The sequence below is a fragment of the Propionivibrio dicarboxylicus genome, from assembly GCF_900099695.1.
Taxonomy (GTDB): Bacteria; Pseudomonadota; Gammaproteobacteria; order Burkholderiales; family Rhodocyclaceae; genus Propionivibrio; species Propionivibrio dicarboxylicus.
The window spans coordinates 107164-126992 of record NZ_FNCY01000002.1; the positions used below are offsets into that span (position 1 = coordinate 107164).

Consider the following 19829-nt stretch of genomic DNA (forward strand, 5'->3'; position numbering starts at 1 on the left):
GCCCCCCCGGAAGACAAAAAACAATACTAGAATAGCACCTTCATTCATCGACACCCCGCTGATGTATTCTCGCAAGGCAGTTCCCTCGTGCGCGCGCTGCGCACTGTCCGCCGGCTCACGCCGCGTCGAGGAGACGCGATGAGCAAGCTGCCGGCCGGAACCCCCAAAGGCATTCTTCTCGTCATGACCGCGGTCGTCTTCTTCTCGGTCGGCGACCTCCTGGCCAAACAACTGACCCGCGACTATCCGATCCCGCTGATCGTCTGGGCGCGTTTCACCTTTCACCTGCTCTTCGTCATCGTCGCCCTCGGCCCGCGTCATCGCCTCGCGCTTTTCCGCACGCGTTTTCCCGGCATCCAGTTCCTGCGCGGCCTGATGCTGCTTTTCGGTTCGATCTTCTTCATCACCGCGCTCAAGTACATGCCGCTCGCCGAGACGACGGCGATCGCCTATCTGGCGCCGATCCTCGTCACCCTGATGTCGGTCGTCTTCCTCAAGGAAAAGGTCGACCTCGGCCGCTGGATCGCGATTCTCTGCAGTTTCGTCGGCGTCCTGACGATCATCCGGCCGGGCAGCAGCGTGTTCACCTGGGCCGTGTTGCTGCCGATCGCCAACGCGCTCGCCTTCGCCACCTACCAGATCCTGACGCGCCGCATCGCCGGCCTCGAAAGCCCCTACACCTCGATCCTCTACGCCGGCCTTGTCGGCTCGCTGCTCTCGCTCGCGACGCTGCCGGACGCCTGGACGCTACCGAAATCGCCGGTGCATCTGCTGCTCTTCCTCGGCATCGGCATCCTCGGCAGCGCCGGCCACCTGATCCTGATCAAGGCCTACAACCACGCACCGCTCTCACGGTTGGCACCCTTCAGCTATTCGCAGTTGATCTGGGTGGCAATCATCGGCTATGTCGTTTTCGACGACTTCCCCGATGCCTGGTCGCTGACCGGCATCGCCATCCTGCTGGCCAGCGGCATTTACATCGCCGGCCGTGCGCGCCAGGGCGATCCGGTGCAGACGTCCTAAGACGCCGTCATCGCGCCGGCGTGCTCAGGAACCCAATCCCCGCACAAGCGCACCGGCCCCCTGCCAGAATATTTCGATGCCGATGCACAGCAGGATGAAGGCCGAGAGCCTGAGGAACACCGCCGTGCCGGTCTCGCCGAGAAAAACGAGCAGCCGCGAGGCGTAGGCAAAGGCGTAGTAGGTCGTGATACCGATCACGCATACGGCGATCGCTCCGCCGATGGTGTTGGCGACCGTCAGATAGAGATTCTGTGAGTTCATCGCGACGCCGACCGTGATTCCGATGGAAATCGACGCCGGCCCGCAGGTCACGGGAAAGGTCAGTGGATAGAAGGCCAGCTGGCGTATGACGTGCAATGAAGTCGGGCTGAAACTCGGCGCTTTGTCCTGCCCCGGCCCAACCGCGTTGAGCATGCGCCAGGCATTGGCGATCAGGACGATGCCGCCACCGACGCGCACGATCGGGAGCGACAGGTTGAAAAAGTCGAGGACATAGGACCCAATCAGCATCGCCCCCATCATCAGCATGACGACATTGCGCGCGATCAGCCGCGCCAGATGCCGCCGCACGCGCGGCGCGGCGCCCTCGGTCAGCCCGAGGAACACCGGTGCCGAAGCGGCCGGATTGAGAATCGGCATCAGCGCTGCCAGCACCAGCAGAAAGCTCTTGCCCAGCCCTTGTGCCAGCAGCTCAATGCTCATCGATTTCCCGGCGCCCCGACCATCTCGAGCAGGCGGCGACGCATCGCGCGTTCTGCGTGCTGTCGTTCGAACCAGTCGGCCCGAATGGCGCGGATCAGCGCCACCGCCATGAGCGGAATGACGAAGGCAAACGGCAGGGCAAAAACGATGGTGGCAGTCTGCATGGCCTTGATACCGCCGGCCAGCAACAGGCTGATGGCGATTCCGGTGATCAGCAGCCCCCAGACGAGCTTGGTCCGGGTGCTCGGATTTTCCGAACCGCCGGAACTCATCATGCCGAGCACCAAGGTCGCCGAGTCGCCGGAGGTGACGAAGAACAGCAGGACCAGCAAGGTCGCCATGACCGACATCACGGTCCCCAGCGGCAGGGCATCGAAGAGCGCGAACAAGGCGGTGGCGACGTCGGCGCGGACGGCCTCGGCGATCGGCACGCCCTGCCAGATTTCCATGTACAGCGCCGTCCCGCCGAACACGGAAAACCAGACGAAAGCGGCGACGCACGGCGCCAGCACCGTCCCGACAATGAATTCGCGCACGGTGCGCCCGCGTGAAATGCGGGCGATGAACAAGCCGACAAAAGGCGACCACGAAATCCACCAGGCCCAGTAAAAGACCGTCCAGTTACCCACCCAGGCGCTCTCGCGGAACGGCGTCATGCGCAAGCTCATGCGCACAAGATCGCTGATGTAGGCGCCCAGCGTCGTCGTCAGGGTATTGACGATGGCGATGGTCGGCCCGAGGAAGAAGACGAGGGCCGCCAGGCCGGCGGCAAGCATCAGGTTGAACGATGACAACCACTTGATGCCGCGATTGACGCCGGTCGCGGCCGACAACATGAACAGTCCCGACGCGATGACGATGATCGTGATCTCGGCCAGCGTCGAATTGGGAATGCCGAAGACAGCGTTCAAGCCGCGATTGATCTGGGCCGCACCGATCCCCAGAGAGGCCGCGACGCCAAACGCCGTCGCAATGATCGCGACGACATCGAAGACGCCGGACAGCTTCCTGACCGGCAACCACGGGAGGCTGGACGTGACGGCGCTGACGAGGCCCGCCGCGCCGCGCCGGAAACGGAAATAGGCGATGGCCAGGCCGACGATGCTATAGACCGCCCAGGGATGGAAGCCCCAGTGGAAAAAGCTGTATTTCATACCGGTGTTGGCCGCGTCGGGGGTCAGCGCCACGGTGCCCGGTGGCGCGCTGGCATAATGCGAAAGCGGCTCCGCCACCCCCCAGAATACAAGACCGATGCCCATGCCCGCGGCAAACAGCATCGAAAACCAGGCACCGCTCGAAAACTCCGGTTCCTCGTCGTCGCCGCCCAGGCGCAGATCGCCGTAGCGGCTTACCGCAAGAAAAAGCGCGAGCATGACGAGGGCCAGCACTTCCCAAAGATAGAACCAGCCGAAATTGCGCGTCACCGACAGCAGGGCCTGGTCGAAGACCTGCCCCAGACTGGCGGGAAAGACCACACCCCAAAGCACGAGCACGGCGATTGCAAGCGCCGAAACAACAAGTTTCATGGCATTCCTCCTCAAGGCCCGGTCGATTCGATGTCAGCGCGACACAACGGACGTCATACGCTTTCCGACCCGGCAGATTCTTGCCGACCGCCGCTGATAGGCGGGACGCTCGAACTGAGCGAACGATCGGCGGGATGCCGCGGCATCCGGGGAGGCAAGCTCATCTGCGCGTAGTGTTTGCGCAAGCCGCTCCCACAGATCCTGCAGCCATTGTTGAACACGCTTCGAACAACGAAGCCCCATGACAAAAACAATTTTTCGACGCGCCGGCCTCACAGCCACCAGAACGCCATGCCGGCCACCCAGGTCGGCGCGAGCGCAGCAACGAACAAGCGAGACGGACTGATCGACTGCTTGTCGAAATGGCGACGCAGGATGCTGATGCCAGCGGGATTGGGCGCGTTGGCGATGATCGTCAGCCCGCCCCCGGCCACCGCACCGGCCACCAGCGCGTACTGGAAGTCGGACGAAAGACCGTCGACCAGCGAGCCGAGATAGGTCAGCGCGGCATTGTCGGTGAAGGCCGTCAGGCCGAGCGCGCCGACGAAAACGCTGTTTGAATCGAGGCGCATCAGCAGCGGTTTCAGCCACCACTCCTGAAGTCCGCCCAAGACCACGAGGCCGCCGAGAAAGAAGCCGACGAGCAGCGCCTCTTTCAGGATCAGGCGCTGTTGATAGCGCGGATAGGCATGGGCAACGCCGAGAAAGAACAGCAGGATGCCGAGAAAGATCGGCGGGTGATGCGCAAACGCCACGATCCCGCCGAGAAAGCCCAGATGCAGCAGGACCATCGGCAAGGGAATCGCCGGGCGCGCGGCGGCGGACGCCCCCTCCTCCGGCGGCAATCGCTTCAGTTCCCGCCGGAACAGCCAGGCCGCGCCCAAGGTATTGACGCAGACGACCACCATGGCCTTCCAGCCAAAGTGCTGCAACATGAACAGCGTGTCCCAGCCCCAGGTCGACGAAACCATCAGGACCGGCGGCGCGGCGAAATTGGTCAGCGTGCCGCCGACCGACACGTTGACGAAGAGCACAGCCAGCGTCGCGTATTTGAAACGCAGCGAAACGCCACGGGCGAAAAACTGCTGGCCGATGATGATGGCCGCCAGCGTCATCGCCGCCGGCTCGGTAATGAACGATCCCAACAGGGGAATGAGGCACAGCGTCGCGGCATAGGTGCCGAGCATCGTCGTCGCACTCAGCGCCTTGCCGATGCGCAGGATGATCGCCGAGGTCGATTCGAGAATCGGCCGCGTCGCGGCGACCGCCATGATCGCGAAGACGAAGAGCGGCTCGGTGAAATTCCGGCTATCGATATAGGCGATCGCCGAAGACAGATCGCCGGCCAGCGCCAGCAGGGCGAACAACACGAACGCCCAGAGACCGAATACCACCTCGACCTCGCCAAGCAGGTGCCAGAAGCCCTGGTGGTCCGCCGACAGGCGGGCACGGTGCTCGAAGTACTTGGTCGAAAAGGTGTGCGTCACCGCGATGACAAACAAGGTCAGCGCAATCAACTCGGTGGCATTCGGATTCATGGTGTCTCACTGGTAACAGGATGGATGGATAAGCTCGCGTCAGGCAGACCCCGCCGTCATCGCCGTGTCGGCGGAAACGAGGAGCAGCGGATGGAGGCGCAGACGCTCGGAAATTCGCAGCGTCGCCCGCTCGATCGCCGTATTCATGCTTTCGCCGACGCCTTCGACGACGACAAAGGAGTGATCGCGAAAATGCAGGACGATCCGGCACAGCTGGCTGACGCCGCTGCGACTCGATTGACTCAGGTCGTCCAGCTGTACACGGACGTGCTCGACCGCGCGCGAAAACTGCCCGACCTGCACCAGCGTCGCCTGCACGGCAAAGCGCCGGCAACGCGAAGCCAACGCGCTCCCCTGGGCTTTCACGGAAATGTTCAAGGCATACCTCCTGTGGTTTTATCGCTGCAACAGGCGACACTATACGGCGCGGTATCTCTACGGTATATTCGTATTTAATTCATATTCCATACCGTTTTTTCGGATAGTTAGCCATGAACTACAAGCATCTGTTCTATTTCTGGAACGTCGCCAGGCACGGCGGCATCCTGCGGGCAAGCGAAGCCATCCACATCTCGCCGCAAACCCTGAGCGGCCAGATCAAGCTGCTCGAGGAAAGTCTCGGCACCCCGCTCTTTCGCCAGCGCGGCCGACGGCTCGAACTCACCGAGGCCGGCGACGTCGCCCGTGAATATGCCGACGAAATGTTTTCGCTGGGCGCCGAACTCGAGCAGGTGATCCGCGGCTATCCGCGCGGGCGTCCGGTCGAATTCCGCGTCGGCGTCTCGGACGCCCTGCCGAAGTCGGTCGCCTATCGCCTGCTGCGTCCGGCGATCAGCCTCGACAAGGAGGTCAGGATCGTCTGTCGGGAATGGCGGCTCGACCGCCTGCTCAACGAACTCGGTCAGCATCGCCTCGACCTGGTGATCTCCGATGCACCGACGCATGCGGCGGTGGATGCGAAGCCCTATGCCCAGCGACTGGGACGATCGGCCGTCGTTTTTCTCGCCCACCCCGAACTCGCCAAACGCGGCTCGGGCGATTTTCCCGAACGACTGCAGGACATTCCGCTCTTGTTCCCCGGAGAGGATTCGGCCTTGCGCAACGCCATCGACCGCTGGGTCAAGCGCCGGAATCTTCGCCTTTATACCGCCGGAATTTTCGACGACATGGCGCTGATGGCGGCATTCGGACGCGAAAAAATCGGTGCCTTCCCCGCCCCGGCAACGCTTGTCGACGAATTCACCGCCGACGGGCCACTCGTCGTCCTCGGCCAGGCCGACGGTGTGTACGTCGATTACTATGCGCTGTCCGTCGAGCGCAAGACGCGCCACCCTTGCGTCGCCGCCATCACCGCGGCCGCCCGCGACAGTCTCGAACCGGCCTAGGCCAGGCGCTCCTCCTGACGCGGCGCCCGGCCGTAGTTCAGCTGTTCCGGCGCGTTGGCGCCCCCGGTCATGACAAACGCCAGCGCCTCCTCGACCGACCAGTCGATCGGCGTCGTTTCGGCAAGCGGAACGATTTCGATATAGCCCGATGTCGGATTCGGCGAGGTCGGCACGTAGACCGCCGCCAACTCGATGCCGCTGTCGGCATCGCGCATCAATTTCGTGACGAAACCCAGCGTCTTGAGTTGCGGCGACGGAAAATTGATCAGCACGACGCGTTGCCCTTGTACCGGCGGTGTCCTCAGCGTCTGCAGGAATCGCTTCGTTCCCGAATATACCGTCTGGATAATCGGCAGCCGGGCAAGCACGGATTCGAGCGCCGCAATCAGGCGCAATCCGGTCATGAACGACGTCAGCAGTCCGACGACATAGAGCGCACCGACCGTCAGCAGCAACGCGACAACCGTCTCGACCCACGGATGCTGCAGCCATCCGGCCAAGGGCAGCGCGCTGGCGGAGGCGATGGCGCCCACTGCGCGCAGCAGCGGGCGCCCCGAATCGGCCAGCAACCGCAGGACGAACTCGAAGAGCATCCAGGTGATCCACAAGGGGGCGATCGTCATCAAGCCGATCAGCATCGTGCGCACCAGATGGCGCGGCGTTTCATGCATGCATGACCTCCACTGTGCGATCGCTCAATACCCCATCGCCTGCGGAATGAACAGCGAGATGGCCGGCACGTAGGTCACCAGCAAGAGCACGCCGAGCAGCCCGACATAGAACGGAAGCATGCTCTTCACCACCGCTTCGATCCTGAGTTTGGCGACGGCACTGCCGACAAAGAGCACCGATCCGACCGGCGGCGAGATCAATCCGATGCCGAGATTGACCATCATGATCATGCCGAAGTGCACCGGATGGACGCCGAGCGCGCTGACGACCGGCAACAGGATCGGCGTCAGGATCAGGATCAGCGGCGCCATGTCCATCAAGGTTCCGAGCACCAGCAACATCACATTGATGCACAACAGAATGACATAAGGATTGTCCGACAAGGACGTGAATAGCGCGGTGATCTCGGCCGGCAGCTGCATGAAGGTCATGATCTGCCCGAAGCCGGCGGCGAACCCGATCAGGATCATGACGATGGTGACGGTCTTGACCGTGCGGTGAATGAGCTTTGGCAAATCGCGCCAACGGTAGTCGCGATAGACGAACATCGTCACGCCGAAGGCCCAGACACAGGCGACCGCGGCCGATTCGGTCGCGGTGAAGATCCCCGACATGATGCCGCCGAGAATGATGACCATCGTCATCAGCCCCCAGAGCGCATCGAGGACGATCCGGCGCGCCTGCGCCATGGGGATGACCTCGCCTTTCGGATAGCCACGCCGATACGCGAAAAACAGGCACAGCCCGGCAACTGTCATGCCGAGCAACAAGCCGGGCAGGATTCCCGCCAGGAAGAGGCTGGCGATCGACACCGAGCCGCCGGCGGCAAGCGAGTAAATGACGGCGTTGTGACTGGGCGGAATCAACACCGCCTGGACCGAGCCGCTGACGGTCACGGCCGTGGCGAAATCGCGCGGATAGCCCTTCTTCTCCATTTCCGGAATCAGCACAGTGCCGACCGAAGCCGTATCGGCGACGGAAGAACCGGAAATGGCGCCGAAGAAGGTCGAGGCGAGAATATTGACGAGCGAAAGTCCACCGCGGATAAAGCCGACGAGAACGCTGGCGAACTCGACGAGCCGGCGGGCCATGCCGCCCTCGGCCATGATCGCGCCGGCCAGGACGAAGAATGGAATGGCCAGCAGCGAGAACTTGTTCACGCCCGATCCGATCGCCACCATCAGCGCATCGAGCGGCAGGTCGATGACCCAGTAGCCGACCATCGAGGCGATGCAGAGCGAGTATGCGACCGGCACGCCGATCGCCAGCAAAACGGCAAGACTGCCAAGTAGAATCAATGCTTCCATGGTCAGGACTCCTCGACGTTCTGATCAATCGTGCACACGGCACGCCGCGACTGCGACCCCGACACGATGCATTCAATGACAAACACGATCGTGCACAAGGCGCCGAGCGGAATCGGCAGATACGACAGACCGACGCGAACCGCCGGCAGGTCGGGCATGGTCTGATTCCAGGTCAGCAGGCACAGCTGCGCCCCCCAGATCAGGACGAATCCGGCCGCGCCCAGCATGAGCAGATTGACCAGCACGCCAAAGATTTTGCGCAGCAACGCCGGGACGCGGTCGGTCACCGCCGTCACGGCGATGTGGGCACCGGCCCGATAACTCGCCGCCGCGCCGAGAAAGGTGAACACGAGCATGCAGATGATTGCCACCGGCTCCGGCCAGCTGGCCGCCCGGTCAAGAACGTGGCGGGTGAACACGCCCCAGGGCACGATCAGCGCCATGACGACCAGCGACGCGCCGGAAATCCATATGCAGGAAAGATAAATACGGTCGAGCAGCTTTGCAGTGACTTCACGCATCGACTACCTCCGGGTCTGGCTGGCGGCCGAAGCCGCCAGCGGTGGATGGGATAACGTCGTCAGTTGACGTCCTGGATACGGCGGATGAGATCGGCATAGGGACGGCCGTACTTCTCGCGCACCGGTTCGGTGGCGGCGATGAAAGCCTTCTTGTCCACATCATCGACAAAGCTGATGCCCTTGGCCTTGAGGCTTTCCGTATCCTTGCGCACGCGTTCATCCCACAGCGTGCGCGCCTCGAACTGCGCCTCGCGCGCCAGGCGCCGGATGCGTTGCTGATCGTCAGGACTCAGCTTGTTCCAGGCGGCCTTCGAGAACACCAGGATTTCCGGCAGGATCAGGTGCTCGGTGCGGCTATAGACCCGGACGACCGAGTAATGGTTATGCGTCCAATAGGTCGGCTCATTGTTTTCAGCACCGTCGATCAAGCCGGTCTGCATCGCCGAATACACCTCGCCGCTGCCCATCGACACTCCCGATCCGCCCATCGCGTTCATCGTTTCGACGAACAGCGGATTGCCCATCATGCGGATCTTGAGGCCGCGCAGATCGCCCGGCGTCCGCACCGCGCGGTTGCTATACACGCTGCGCGAACCGGAATCCATGAACGCCAGCGCGACAAGGCGCGCCTGGCTGTCGGTGATCTTCTTGAGGATCTCGTCGCCGATCGGGCCATCGATAACCTTGCGCATGTGCGTCACGTCGCGAAACACAAACGGCATGTTGAAGACGTTCACCTCGGGAACGACGGGTCCCAGCGCGCCCAGCGACATCCGCTGGAACTGGATGGCGCCGGCCTGGGTCTGTTCGAGTGTCGACTTTTCATCACCGAGCACGCCGCCCGCGTACATCCGCACTTTCAACCGCCCTTTGGTTTCGGCCTCGAGTTTCGTGCCGAGGCTTTTCACGGCCTCCACCGTCGGATAGCCGTTCGGATGCACGTCGGCCGCCTTGAAAGTCGCTTTCTGCGCCAGCGCTCCGCCGGCTGTGCACACGGCAACCGCCAGCACGGCACATTTCCATAACATTCGATGTTTCATCTCTTCTCCTTGGTTATTTGGATCGCATTAATCCTGGCGATCGCCCGGGGGCGACGATGGCGCTCGCGCCGAACGAAAGACCGCGGGGCGATACGCCGACGCGTCCCCGGCCGGCGCTGACGACCGTTTCTCCTGCGACGATTCCGGCTGGCGCCGATCGATCCACCTCCGTCCATTCGGCATATCGTGTGAGCGGATCGAGTCGTGAAGCCTGCGATCGCGCCCAGTGCGACGCTCGGTGTTGCTGGACATGACGTTCTCCTTTCGCGTTGAGTGATTGCATAAACAGAAGCGGGCACGCCTATCGACACGGACGCACCGCGTGGCTAACAAGAAGCCGTGCCGCACAGCCCTATCGTAGGGATCGAAGGCGCCGGCGGCTTGACCCGGAACGCCATCCGCTTGACATCCCGCGCCATCCGGCCACGACCGGAACAGGCACAGGCCGCCACGTCGTGGAGGCGCCGAATCCGACGATAACCGACACGCTCATTCGCATCAGTCGGCCGCGATACGCTCCATCCGAATGGCATTTTTCCCCGAGCGCTTGACCTCATACATCAGGCGATCGGCCACCTGGAGCATCGTGTCGAGCTGCGTTGCCGGCCGGCTGTAATAGGCGATACCGATACTGAAGCTGATATCCCAGCCGCGCTCGCTCATGCGGCGGGCCAGTCTTTCGCTCAGATCGCGCGCATGACTGACCGAGGTCTCCGGCGTCGTATCGAGCACGACCGCGACGAACTCGTCGCCGCCCATGCGTCCGATGACATCGGATGCGCGCGAGTTGGCCTCCAGTTCCCGCGCAATCGCCCTCAGGACCTCGTCACCGATGGCATGGCCCAGCACATCGTTGACCTTCTTGAATCCATCGACATCCATGAACATCACGGCGACAGGAACCTGGTTGCGAACGGCATAGGCAAGCAGGCGCTGCGTCGCCTCAAAGAAGCCGCGACGGTTGAGCAGTCCGGTGAGCCGATCCTTGCGCGCCAGTTCGCTCTCCTGGATGAGCAACTTGCGGATCTGGGCCAGGCCGAGCACCAGCCCGGAAAAGATCAGCGTGCGGGTCAGCCAGTTGAAGGACGCGGCCTGCAAGGATGAGGCCTGGTCGAGACTCATGACGCGGTCGGAGACGTACCATACGCTCGTGCATAGAGCGGCCTGAAGCAATCCCATGGCGGTGCCATAGCGCCAGGTCACGACGATGACCGGCAACAGAAACAGCAGATGGAATTCGTAGGCGGTGCCGGTCGCGTAGTGGATGCCGGCAATCAGCACCGTCGCCAGCACGGCCGTGAACAAGGCCAATCCACTCGGCGCCTGCGTGGGTAAGACGGTCATCGGATTTTTCCAGAGGCTCTGGCGATGATCCAGGCTAGTCATCCTGGCGTCTCCAGGATCGATGGGGATCGTTGGCTGCCGGCACGCGGCGGGCCAGCCAAGCGAGCAGTTCGTCGGCCGTCATCGGCGGTGCGTAGTGAAATCCCTGGAACGCATCGACCCCGGCTGCCACGATCGCGACCGCCTGAGCGGTGGTCTCGATCCCCTCGGCCACCACGCGCATGCCCAATTCATGAGCCAGGCGTGTCAGCGCAGTGACGATTGAATAGGTCCGGTCGTCGCCGGGAAGTCGGGCGATAAACGAGCGATCCAGCTTGATCTTGGTCGCCGGGATATCGCGCAGGCTGGCGAGCGAAGAATATCCCGTACCGAAGTCATCGATCGCCAATGAAATACCGGCCTTGCGTATCGCCCTGAGGTTCTCCCAGACAATCGTCGATGCGCCAAAAAAGGTCGACTCGGTCAATTCAAGCTCGAGCAGATCCGGCGGCAGCACGCTGTCATCGAGCATCCTGTTCAGCATCGACGAGAAGCTTGCCGAGCCGATTTGCGCAGCCGACACATTGATCGCCACCTTGGTCGGAAGGCCATGCGCCATCAACCATTCGGCGCGCCGGATGCCCAGCCTGAGCGCCCATTTTCCGAGCTGGACGATTTTTCCCGACGCCTCGGCAATCTGCACCAATCTCGCCGGCGCAACCGAATATTTCCAATCGCTGCCGCAACGCACCAGCGCCTCGACCGCCTCGATCTCCCCGGTCGCTGTCACCAGCGGTTGATAAGCCTGTTCCAGGCTGTCCGCGTCGAGCGCGTCATGCAGCGCGTTTTCGATACGCAAATGTTCACGCGCGCCGACGACGACAAGCGCCTCGTCATCCAGGCCGCCGACATAAGCAATGCGGTCGCCGCCGTTTGTCTTGGCGAGGCTGCGGGCATGATCGGCGCGCGCCAGCACCGTCGACATCCTTTCGCCGTCACGCCAGAGCGCCAGACCAATGCTGGCCGACAGACGGAACGATTCGCCACCGATGCGCAAGGGCTTCCTGACTTCGCGCAACCAGGTGCGACAGTAGCGAATCGCCAGGCGGTGCGAACATCCCGGAATCAGCACCACGAACTCGTCATTGCCGACGCGGATCAACTCGCCCGCCGGCACCGCGGAAAGACGGATACGCTCGGCAACGATCCTGATGACGTGGTCGCCGCCAACGTCGCCGAGTGCGTGGTTGATGTGTTGAAAGCGATCCAGGTCCAGCCAGACCACCGCCAGATAACCGCCATGCAGCCTGGAATGCAGAGCCATGGGTTCGGCGAGCTTCTGCATGACGCTGCGATTCCACAGGCCGGTCATGGCATCGCGCTCGCCCCCCCGCACGCCTTCGTGTCGTGATGACGGGTTGATTGTGGAGCTGATTGCCGTTTGCATGAAATCCTCGTGCAGATCGTTTCGGACCCCAAGGATAGCCAGCGCCGGCCGGGGAAACTTGACCCAACGCGCCAGATGCTTGACTATCGATGCCATCTTCATCATTCCGGCTTCCCGACGCGATCTGGTATGCAACAACCGGCAAGCACGCTGGCCACGCTTTGGCAAATCATCCTGCGCCTGATTGAAAAACAGGGACTCGACGCAGAACAGTTTTCCCGCGAACTCGGCATTAGCGCGGAAGTGCTGCGCGACCCGACGGCGCGCCTGCCGAGTCGCCTGACCGACCGCGCCTTTGCCAAAGCCGAGGCCGTGCTTGCAGACCCGGCCTTTGCGCTGCGGGCGGCAGAATGCTGGCATCCGTCGAACCTCGGCATCATCGGCTTTGCCTGGCTTTCAAGCCGTACGCTGCATACGGGACTGAAGCGAATGGAGCGTTTTTCGCGGATTCTCGGCAGCCGTTTCAGCTACCGTTGCGCCATGGAAGATCGCGGACTCCGCTTCGTCTATAACCACGGTCGCGGCGATTGGGATGTCGGCCATGCCATGACCGATTTTTCCCTGTCGATTCTCGTCGACATGTGCCGGACAAACATCGGCCACCGCCTGGAACCGCTCGAAGTCACGCTACGCCGCCCGGAACCGGCCGACACGTCGCCGTGGCGGGACTATTTCGGCTGCAAGGTCCGCTTTGGCGCCGATGAAGACAGCTTTCTGCTGGATGGGGAAACCGCCAACGCACCGCTGCCGACCGTCAACGTGCCGCTGGCGAACACCTTCGACGCGATTCTCACCGAACAACTCGCCACCGTGTTCAACGACGATATCGTCAGTCGGTGCAAGGCCTTCCTGTTGCGGGAACTGACCTCGGGCGAGCCTTCCGCCGCCGCACTCGCGCTGGCGTTGTGCATGAGCCAACGCAGCCTGCAGCGGCGCCTCGCCGCGCTCGGCCTGACGTTCCAGGGCATTCTCGACGAGACCCGGCACGAACTGGCACGCCGCTATCTTGATGACAGCAGCAAATCGGTGACCGAGATCACCTTCCTGCTGGGATTTTCCGAGCAGAGCGCGTTCACCCGGGCCTTCCGGCGCTGGAGCGGCATGTCACCGACCGGATACCGGGGCAACAGCGCGTTTGCGCATTGAATTCCGCAAGCATCGGCCGGGCCGTTGCCACGCGGCAAAGCCCGGCGTTGCCCGGTGACATCGGCATGGCGAAACGATCGCTGCAAAGCCGATAAAAAAAGCTCCGCACATGGCGGAGCTTTTGGGTGATACCGATTGATTCGAACGCTCAGCGCGCCGTCATCCACTTGAGTGGCAAGGTGACGAGTTCGGGCACGAAGACGAGGAGGAAGAGCACCACCGTCTGCGCGATCATGAACGGCACCACCCCCTTGATCGCCCCGCTCATCGGAATCCGAGCCACGCCGCAGACGACGTTGAGCACCGTCCCGACCGGCGGCGTCACCAGTCCGATCGCGTTGTTGATCATGAACAGCACACCGAAATAGACTGGATCGATCCCCGCCTGCTTCAGCACCGGCATCAACACCGGCGTCATGATCAGGATCGTCGGCGTCATGTCCAGCGCCGTCCCGACCACCAAGACCAGCAGCATCAGCACGAAGGTCAGCAGCATCTTGTTGTCCATGAACGGCTCGACCATCTGCGCCAGCTGTCCCGGAATGTCCGCCGCCGTGATCAGCCACGCCGATACCCCTGCCGCCGATACCAGGAACATGATTACCGCCGTCGTCTCCGACGCCCGCAGGAACAGGCTGAAGAGCTGCGATACCTTGATCTCGCGATAGATCACCACGCCAACGAAGAGCGAATAGGCCGCCGCAATCACCGCCGCTTCCGTCGGCGTGAACACGCCGATCTTCAGGCCGCCGACAATGACGATCGGCAACACCAGCGCCCACGCCGCCTTACGCGTTTCCTCCAGCTTCACCTTCAGGCTCGTCTTCGCCTCGACGCGCATCTCGTCATGCTTCGTGCACCACCACCAGGCAAGCATGATCGAGGTTCCCATCAGCACCCCCGGCACAATCCCGGCAATGAACAGCTTGGTGATCGACACCCCGCCGGTCACGCCATACAGGATGAAGCCGATCGACGGCGGGATGATCGGCGCGATGATGCCGCCGCAGGCGATCAGCCCGCATGAACGGTTGACGTTGTAGCCGGCATTGCGCATCAGCGGTACCAGCACCGAGGCCAGCGCCGCCGTGTCGGCCACCGCCGATCCCGACAGGGCCGCCATGATCACCGCCGCCATGACCGCGACATAGCCGAGTCCGCCACGGATGTGACCCACCCAGGCCATCGCCATCGTGATGATCCGCCGCGTCATCCCGCCGGCATTCATCAGTTCGCCCGCCAGCATGAAGAACGGGATCGCCATCAGCGGAAAATTGTCCGCCCCGGACACCAGGTTCTGCGCCAGAATCTGCACGTCGAACGAGTTCAGGTGAATCATCAGCGACACGCCGCACACCAGCAGCGCAAACGCCACCGGCATGCCCAGCGCCATCAGCCCGAGCAGCGACGTGATAAAGACTAATACGGTCATGCCTTGTTCCCCCCGTGGCTCGCGTGCTCGGCCATTTCCTTCTCGATCTCGTGCGCCTCTTCCATGCCTTCTTCCTGCACGTCGATCAGTTCGCTCTCATCGACCTGCCCGAGCAGCAAACGCACAATGTTCGACAGACAGATGATGGTGATCGCCGTCCCCGTCAGGTAGCTCACGCCATAGACCCACAGCATGCTCAACTGCAGCACCGGCGAAGCGTTCGACGCAATGATCTCGTGCTGCATCCACGTCCCGTACAGCATGTACAGGCTGCACACCGTCATGATCACCTGGCTGATGCCCCAGCACACCTTGCGCCCGAATACCGGCAAGGCCGCCACCACCATATCCACCCCAAGGTGCGTGTGCTTGTTCATCCCGATCACCGCACCGACAAATGTCATCCAGATGAAGGCGAAGCGCGGTATCTCCTCGGCAAAATCGATGCCCGTGTTGAAAAAAATCCGCAGCATCACGTTCAAGAACACCAGCACAAACATCACCACCATGCTGATCACCAGTATCACTTCCAGCAAACGGTAGAAGCCACTTCTCACCGCGTGCAAAAAATCTTTCATCTCACGCTTCCTTACGAGAGAACAGACACAAGTTCAGACGCTCCCCGAGAGCGCCCGGCCCCTTGAAACACCGAGGCCTCGGCCGGGTTGCCGCCCGACTGGCAACAACCCGGCATCCATTGACGCAGCTTACTTGGCGGCGCGAACCTTCTCGATTTCAGCCTGGAATTCCTTGAGGAATTCCTCGCCGATCTGCGGTGCGAACTTGGCGATCACCGGCTTCACCTTTTCCTGGATCTTGGTCAGTTCGGCCGGCGGAATCGCATCGACCTTGACGCCGGCATCGCCGAACTTCTTGATCACGTCGCGATCGCCTTCGTCGAGCAACTGGCGTTGCACGAGACGGGCTTCATCGGCCGCCTTCTGCACGCCTTGCTTGTCAGCCGCGCTCAGGCCATCCCAGAACTTCTTCGAGGCGACGAGCGCCACCGGGGTGTACACGTGGTTCGACAGCGAGATGTACTTCTGAACTTCCTGCATCTTGTTCGAGTACATGTGCACGAGCGGGTTTTCCTGACCGTCGATGGCCTTGATTTCGAGCGCCGTAAACACTTCGGCGAAAGCCATCGGCACGGCGTTGGCGCCGAGCGTCTTCCAGGTTTCGAGCGCCACCGGGTTGGCCATGACGCGCACCTTGAGACCGTTGATGTCTTCGAGCTTGGTCACCGGACGCTTGCTGTTCGACAGATTGCGGAAGCCCATGCCAGTCCACATCAGGCCATGCACGCCGATCGGCTCGAGCTTCTCGAAAATCTTCTTGCAGGCGGCGCCGTCAAGCACCGTATAGACTTCCTTGGTGTTGGCGAACAGGAAGGGCAGATCCCAGACCTGGACTTCCTTGACCTTCGCCGAGAACGGCGCCAGCGTGCCGATATAGAGTTCCTGCGTGCCGGCCTGAACCGCCTGCAGCATCTTCTCGTCGCTACCGAGCGTGGCGCTGTGGAAGGCCTTCAACTGGACATTGTTGTTGGTGTACTTCGCGGCCAGTTCGACGAATTTGTTCATCGCCTTGGCTTGCGGATGGTCTTCCGGCATCGCGTGACCGACACGTCCGGTCACTGCCGCAAATGCACTGCTGCCGGCCAGAAAACCGAAAGCCACAGCCACGGCGATTTTCTTCAACATCGACTTTCTCATGCTTGCTCCTTTATAGATGGAATTGACCCCACAAAAAACACAATCAAGTTTGCCTGAAACCAACATACCAACTGCACGCACGCGGCCCCTGCAAACGCTTACAAAAAATCATGAAACCTCTTCCTTGACCAGTTCGGCAAAGGCCCGATCCTGGGTATCCAGCACCATATGACGCGATGCTTCTTCCGCCGCCACGGCATTCTTCCGCCGGATGGCGTCGAACAACTCCTGATGCACCTGGATCGTCCGCGCGATATGCGCCTCGTCGGTGCGGAAAGTGTAGTCAAAGATCGCCCGCTGCAGCGCCGTGATCGCGTCGCTCAACTGCTGGATGACGACGTTGTGGGTCGCCAGCAGAATGGCATTATGAAAACCGATATCGGCCTCGTGGAAGGCATGCGGATGCCCCCGGCTGGCGATCATCGCATTCAGGTTGGCTTCGATGGCAACGAGATCGACCGCCGTCGCGCGCTCGGCCGCCCAGCGCGAAATCGTCGGCTCGATCAGGCTGCGCACCTCGATCAGCGACGAAATCAGATCCTGGTTGACGCCTTTCTCGAGCACCCATTCCAGCACGTCGGCATCGAGATAGTTCCACTGCTCGCGCGGCATGACGAACAAGCCGCGATGACGCTGGGCATCGATCAGCCGCTTGGTCGACAAGACCTTGACCACTTCGCGCAGCACATTGCGCGAGGTCTCGAAGCGCGTGCAGAGTTCAGCCTCGGACGGCAGCGCCGAGCCCGGCACGTAGTCGCCCTGGGCGATCTGCTTGCCGAACGCTTCGATCAGTCGATCGGTCTTGGTCATAATGGGTGGGTCGCTTTCGAAAAGAAGAATGAGCCTACGGCGAAACGATTACCTTCATCAAGCCCGGCTCGCCGCGGTGCAAGCGCTCGAACCAGGCCGCAGCATCCTCGAGCGGCACGACCGCCGACATCATCTCGTCGACCTTGACGCGGCCGCTGGCGATCATGTCGAGACAGGCCGGATACTCACCCGCCGACGCGCAGGAACCGTAGATCGTGATCTGCCGCGTCACCACCGCCTGCAGCGGCAGATCGATCTTCGGCGAGAGATTGCCGACGAGCGCGACCTTGCCGCCCTTGCGCACGCCGTTGATGGCGAGATTCACCGTCGGCGTGATGCCGACGACCTCGACGGCGAGATCGGCGCCACGTCCATGCGTCAGCGCGCGGATCTTGTCGATGATCTCGGCATCATCGGCCTTGAGCGCGTGGTCGGCGCCGAACTTGATCGCCTTGTCGAGACGGGACTGATCGAGATCGATGGCGATGATGCTGCCGCAGCCCTTGATGCGCAGCGCCTGAACGACGAACAGGCCGATCATGCCGCAGCCGACGACGATGGCACTGTCATTGAGTTCGCTGGGCAGAAGATTGACCGCGTGGAAAGCGACCGAGACCGGCTCGGTCATCGCCGCCTGCTCGAAGCTCAAGCCCTCGGGCAGCCGATAGAGCACCGACTGCGGCACCGCGACGAACTCGGCGAAGGCACCATGCTGACGGTATTCCGGGCAGGAGACGCCGAGCACCTTGCGGTAATCGCTGAGATTGAACGTGCCTTTTTGCGAATAGAAATCCTGACGCGTGACGACCGTCGAATCGAAGGTGACGCGCTCGCCGACCGCCCACTCGCTGACGCCCGAACCAACCTGCTCGATGACGCCGGCGGCTTCGTGCCCCATGATGATCGGCGGGATGCGCCGGCCGGTGCTGCCGTCCATGCCATGAACATCGCTACCGCAGATGCCGCAGGCCTTGACGCGGATCAGTACCTCGTCGGCGGCGATCTCGGGGACCGGCACTTCTTCACAGACAAAATGATTGTATTCCTTGAGAACCAGCGCTTTCACAAACCTTCTCCTGAAGACATCGTCATTGCAAGGGCACCGATGTGTAGGTGCCGTAATCCCGATCGCCGGCGTCCGGCGCGAGCGGGAACTTGACCGGAGCGCCGGTCTTCTGCGAGCGATAGATGGCGGTGAAGATCTCCACCGTCCGCCGGCCGTCCTCGCCGCTGATCAGCGGTTCGGTCCCGGCGAGAATCGCGCGCAGGAAATCCTGAAGTTGCAGATGGAAATAATGCGCGACGGCATTGGGCAAGCCGTTGAACGCGTCGCTGTCCTGACGCTTCCACTGTTCGAGCAGATGCTCTTCGCCGGGTACGGTCCATAGATCGTTGATCGGCGGTTCGAGCACCGACGACATGCCGGCGACGAACATCGCGCCGCCGTCGGTCTGCACGCCGACCGAGGCACCGTTCTGTCCATGCACATGGACTTTGCCGTAGATGCCGGGCTTCTGCGAATTGCTGACGACGATATTGCCGAGCGCACCGCTGCGGAAACGCACGATCGCCACCGCTGTATCCTCGACCTCGATATAAGGATGGTTGAGATTGGCCCAAACGCCGAACAACTCGTCGATCGGCCCCATGAACCATTGCAACAGGTCGAGCTGGTGCGGCGCCTGGTTGACCAGCACGCCGCCGCCCTCCGACGCCCACTGGCCGCGCCAGGGATCGCTCTCGTAATATTTCTCGTCGCGCCAGCCGAGCATCAGTACGGTGCCGAGTGCCGGCCGTCCGATCTTGCCGTCGTCGATGGCGCGGCGCAGACGCTGCACCGGCGCGTAGAAACGCCGTTGGCATACCGTGCCGATCTTGACGCCGGCACGGCGGGCCGCGTCGATCATGTCGTCGCATTCCTGCAGGCTCGCGCCGAGGGGTTTCTCGACGAGCACATGCGCACCGGCTTCGGCCGCCGCGATGGCGGCGGCGCGGTGCGCCGGATGCGGCGTGCATACGACAACCATCTCGACGCCCGCCGAGACGATCATCTCGCGGATATCGCTGAACCCTTGCACGCCATATTTCTTGCCGTACTGCTCGGCCTTGTCGCGACTACGGCTGTAGATCGCGACGAATTCGGCCTCCGGCGTCGCTTTCATTGCTTCGGCATGGAGGTCGCTGACCTTGCCGCAGCCGATGATCGCCGTCCTGACTTTGCGCATCGACATCTGCCTTCGAC

The 19829-nt window shown here is 62.2% G+C and carries 19 protein-coding genes; 3 read left to right on the plus strand and 16 right to left on the minus strand.

Annotated elements, in window-relative coordinates:
• Positions 1-138: 138 nt before the first annotated feature.
• Complete coding sequence (locus BLR25_RS04100) at positions 139-1023, plus strand: DMT family transporter (protein WP_143009757.1); 885 nt, start codon at positions 139-141, stop codon at positions 1021-1023.
• Between the two features lie 24 nt (positions 1024-1047).
• Here BLR25_RS04100 and BLR25_RS04105 read toward each other — a convergent pair whose 3' ends face one another.
• From BLR25_RS04105 to BLR25_RS04120, 4 genes are all read right to left on the minus strand, one after another.
• On the minus strand, positions 1048-1725 hold the full coding sequence (locus BLR25_RS04105) for a MarC family protein (protein WP_091934043.1): 678 nt from the start codon (positions 1723-1725) through the stop codon (positions 1048-1050).
• Complete coding sequence (locus BLR25_RS04110; protein WP_091934048.1) at positions 1722-3251, minus strand: BCCT family transporter; 1530 nt, start codon at positions 3249-3251, stop codon at positions 1722-1724. The genes BLR25_RS04105 and BLR25_RS04110 overlap by 4 nt, the downstream gene beginning before the upstream one ends.
• 272 nt (positions 3252-3523) lie before the next feature.
• Positions 3524-4789 carry a putative Na+/H+ antiporter gene (locus BLR25_RS04115; RefSeq protein ID WP_091934052.1) on the minus strand — a complete coding sequence of 422 codons (1266 nt, stop codon included), beginning with the start codon at positions 4787-4789 and terminating at the stop codon, positions 3524-3526.
• Between the two features lie 39 nt (positions 4790-4828).
• A complete protein-coding gene (locus BLR25_RS04120; RefSeq protein ID WP_143009758.1) occupies positions 4829-5167 on the minus strand; it encodes a hypothetical protein in 339 nt (112 codons plus the stop codon).
• Positions 5168-5280: 113 nt separating this feature from the next.
• On the opposite strand from BLR25_RS04120, the gene nhaR reads away from it, so the two are divergent.
• Positions 5281-6174, plus strand: coding sequence for a transcriptional activator NhaR (gene nhaR, locus BLR25_RS04125; RefSeq protein ID WP_091934058.1), 894 nt, complete (start codon positions 5281-5283; stop codon positions 6172-6174).
• On the opposite strand, the gene BLR25_RS04130 is transcribed toward nhaR, so the two are convergent.
• The 6 genes from BLR25_RS04130 to BLR25_RS04155 all read right to left on the minus strand — a co-directional run bounded on the left by BLR25_RS04130 (position 6171) and on the right by BLR25_RS04155 (position 12589).
• Positions 6171-6845, minus strand: coding sequence for a DUF502 domain-containing protein (locus BLR25_RS04130; RefSeq protein WP_091934061.1), 675 nt, complete (start codon positions 6843-6845; stop codon positions 6171-6173). The two genes, nhaR and BLR25_RS04130, sit on opposite strands and share 4 nt — an antisense overlap.
• 24 nt (positions 6846-6869) lie before the next feature.
• On the minus strand, positions 6870-8153 hold the full coding sequence (locus BLR25_RS04135) for a TRAP transporter large permease (protein ID WP_091934064.1): 1284 nt from the start codon (positions 8151-8153) through the stop codon (positions 6870-6872).
• Between the two features lie 2 nt (positions 8154-8155).
• Positions 8156-8674, minus strand: a complete 519-nt coding sequence (locus BLR25_RS04140; RefSeq protein WP_091934067.1) for a TRAP transporter small permease — start codon at positions 8672-8674, stop codon at positions 8156-8158.
• A 59-nt stretch (positions 8675-8733) separates the two neighbouring features.
• Positions 8734-9714, minus strand: a complete 981-nt coding sequence (locus BLR25_RS04145) for a TRAP transporter substrate-binding protein (RefSeq protein ID WP_218122621.1) — start codon at positions 9712-9714, stop codon at positions 8734-8736.
• A 498-nt stretch (positions 9715-10212) separates the two neighbouring features.
• The gene (locus BLR25_RS04150; protein ID WP_218122622.1) at positions 10213-11058 is read right to left on the minus strand and encodes a diguanylate cyclase; all 846 of its coding nucleotides are present in this window, start codon (positions 11056-11058) and stop codon (positions 10213-10215) included.
• A gap of 34 nt (positions 11059-11092) precedes the next feature.
• Complete coding sequence (locus tag BLR25_RS04155) at positions 11093-12589, minus strand: putative bifunctional diguanylate cyclase/phosphodiesterase (RefSeq protein WP_091934078.1); 1497 nt, start codon at positions 12587-12589, stop codon at positions 11093-11095.
• Positions 12590-12613: 24 nt separating this feature from the next.
• Here BLR25_RS04155 and BLR25_RS04160 point away from each other — a divergent pair, with 24 nt between their 5' ends.
• Positions 12614-13630 carry an AraC family transcriptional regulator gene (locus tag BLR25_RS04160; protein WP_176785743.1) on the plus strand — a complete coding sequence of 339 codons (1017 nt, stop codon included), beginning with the start codon at positions 12614-12616 and terminating at the stop codon, positions 13628-13630.
• Positions 13631-13778: 148 nt separating this feature from the next.
• On the opposite strand, the gene BLR25_RS04165 is transcribed toward BLR25_RS04160, so the two are convergent.
• From BLR25_RS04165 to BLR25_RS04190, 6 genes are all read right to left on the minus strand, one after another.
• Positions 13779-15062, minus strand: coding sequence for a TRAP transporter large permease subunit (locus BLR25_RS04165; RefSeq protein ID WP_091934084.1), 1284 nt, complete (start codon positions 15060-15062; stop codon positions 13779-13781).
• Entirely contained in the window at positions 15059-15640 is a 582-nt protein-coding gene (locus BLR25_RS04170; protein WP_091934087.1) for a TRAP transporter small permease, read from the minus strand. Before BLR25_RS04170 ends, BLR25_RS04165 begins: the two co-directional genes overlap by 4 nt.
• Before the next feature lie 129 nt (positions 15641-15769).
• The gene (locus BLR25_RS04175; RefSeq protein WP_091934092.1) at positions 15770-16777 is read right to left on the minus strand and encodes a TRAP transporter substrate-binding protein; all 1008 of its coding nucleotides are present in this window, start codon (positions 16775-16777) and stop codon (positions 15770-15772) included.
• Positions 16778-16885: 108 nt separating this feature from the next.
• Positions 16886-17587 carry a FadR/GntR family transcriptional regulator gene (locus BLR25_RS04180; protein WP_091934096.1) on the minus strand — a complete coding sequence of 234 codons (702 nt, stop codon included), beginning with the start codon at positions 17585-17587 and terminating at the stop codon, positions 16886-16888.
• Between the two features lie 34 nt (positions 17588-17621).
• Positions 17622-18653 carry a galactitol-1-phosphate 5-dehydrogenase gene (locus BLR25_RS04185; RefSeq protein WP_091934099.1) on the minus strand — a complete coding sequence of 344 codons (1032 nt, stop codon included), beginning with the start codon at positions 18651-18653 and terminating at the stop codon, positions 17622-17624.
• A 22-nt stretch (positions 18654-18675) separates the two neighbouring features.
• Entirely contained in the window at positions 18676-19818 is a 1143-nt protein-coding gene (locus tag BLR25_RS04190; RefSeq protein WP_218122623.1) for a Gfo/Idh/MocA family protein, read from the minus strand.
• Between the last annotated feature and the right edge of the window lie 11 nt (positions 19819-19829).